Origin of the sequence: uncultured Campylobacter sp. (assembly GCF_937890585.1) — a bacterium.
In the GTDB taxonomy this organism is placed as follows: domain Bacteria; phylum Campylobacterota; class Campylobacteria; order Campylobacterales; family Campylobacteraceae; genus Campylobacter_A.
Map to the genome: position 1 here is coordinate 1 of NZ_CALACG010000003.1, position 2,277 is coordinate 2,277.

1 protein-coding gene is annotated in these 2,277 nt (G+C 40.9%); it reads right to left on the reverse strand.

Going from position 1 to position 2,277, the window contains the following annotated elements; translation table 11 throughout:
• A partial coding sequence (locus tag Q0296_RS00100; protein WP_298035569.1) for an efflux RND transporter permease subunit occupies positions 1 to 2,277 on the reverse strand: 2,277 nt, incomplete at both ends.

Genomic DNA, 2,277 nt, shown 5'->3' on the forward strand with positions numbered 1-2,277 from the left:
CTTCTTAGCAGCCATTTTTACAGCTTCGTTTGCCTCCATACCGCTATTTGCAAAGTGGTTTGCAAAATCAACCACCAAAATGGCGTTTTTGCCGACCATGCCAAAGAGCAAGATGACGCCAACCATGACAAATAGGCTAAATGGATTGCCGCTTATAAAAAGTCCGATCACGACGCCACAAAAGGCAAGCGGCATGGCAAGCATGATAAGAAATGGTAGCAAAAAGCTCTCATAAAGTGCAGCTAGCACCATATAAATAAGCACCGCGCTCGCACTCACTGTAAAGATAAAAGAAGCGTTCGTATCATCCATCAGCTCCACAAATCCAAGAAATTTATACTTGAAATTTGCTGGCAAAATTTCATCAAGCTTCTTTGAAATTTCATTTGCCACGCTATTTAGCGGAGCATTGTTTTTGGTATTTGCTAGAAATTTTATCTCATCGGCTCTATTAAATCTCGAAATACTAGCTGGCTTTTGCTCAAAACTAATCGTCGCCACGTCACCAAGTGTGACAAAAAAGCCCTCTTTGCTTCTTATCTTGGTCTTTAAAATATCATTTGTATCGCTTCTAAATTTATCATCAAGACGCATATAAAGCTCATACTCTTTGCCATTTTCGTTTTCAAAAACAGAGACCTCGTTCTGGCTAAATGCACTATAAACAGCACTTGCAATGCTGGCTTTGTCTAAATTTAGCCTCTTAGCCTTATCTTCATCTATAGAAATTTGCACGCGCTTTAGCAGATCTTCTTCAGGTGAATTTACGTCAGTTGCGTCATTTATCTCTTTTAGCATCTTGCTGATCTTTGGCACAAATTTCTCTAGCTCCTTGCCATTTTCAGATGTGATAGTAAGCTTAACTGGCTGCACATCGCCACCTTCAACCACCGGAAGATCAGCTACAATGACGCTCATATCGTCACTTTTTAGCTTGTCGCGAAACCTCTGCATGATAGCGTTTTGCCGCTCGTGATTAGCTCTATCTTTTAGCTCCTTTAACCTAACGTAAGCTTTTACAAGATAAGGCTGCTTGGCGTCTGTGTAGCCAAGGATGAAGTAGGCGTAAGCAACCTGAGGATCGGCGTTTATGAGTGAAATTTTATCTTTTAGCCTCTCTTTGCTAGCTTGCAGGCTAAGTGAGGGATCAAGCTTAAAGTAGATATTAAACTCCGAGTTATCCTCGCTTGGCATGAAGTCACCGCCTACAAATTTAGCCAGTCCAAACGAGCAAACAACGACCACAATCGTTATAGCTAAAAATATGAGCTTAAATTTAAGCGCTAAGGCTAAAAGCTTCTCATAGCCATTTTCAAGTGCCTCAAAAAAGGGCTCACTCTTTAGAAAAAAGCCGCTTTCTTTGGCATTTACAAACCTAGCACTAAGCGTTGGCACAAGAAATATGCTCACAAAAAACGAGATGACGATGCCAGCTGCTACGCTCATCGCAAATGAGTTAAAGTACTTGCCAACGATGCCACTCATAAAGGCTATTGGCACAAAGACGCAAAGCAGCACGAGAGAGATCGCAAAGACGCTAAATGCTATCTCTTTTATGCCTGCAAAGCTTGCTTTTAGGGCATTTGGCTCATCTTTTAGCTTGCTAGCGATATTTTCAGTGACAACTATCGCGTCGTCGATGAAAATTCCGATGCCAAGCGTTAGTGCTATGAGGCTTAAGCGGTTTATGTCGTATCCTAGGGCATTTATGATGAAAAATGTCGCTACGATGCTAGTTGGTATCGCTACGACTGAGATGATAGTGATCGAGAAATTTCTTAAAAACAGATAGACGATCACGATGGTTAGCAAGACGCCTAGGATCATATCAAAGGCGGTTTGATCGATGTGCTTTTGTATCACTTCGCTCTTATCATAAGCTATTTTTACGTCGTATTCATTGCCAAGCAGGCTTTTAAACTGATCTAGCTTTGATTTTGCTAGAGCGATCACGGTTAGGGCGTTTGCGTCTGGAGCTAGCTCAAGACCAAGCAAGACGCCACTTTTTTTATCCATTATCGCTGCTTCATTTGCGTCTTTGTAAGCAAGATCAACACTTGCGATATCTTTTAAAAAGACCCCCTGTTTGATCGTTAAATTTCTTATCTCATCTATGCTTTTGGCGCTGAAATTTGACTTGATCGCCATTTGGATTTTTTCATTTTCTATCTTGCCAAGAGGTGCTTTTAAATTTTCAACCTTTATCAAATTTGCCACTTCGTTTGCGCTAAGGGCGTTTTTATCAAGCTTAAATCTATCTAGCAAAATTTTCACCGC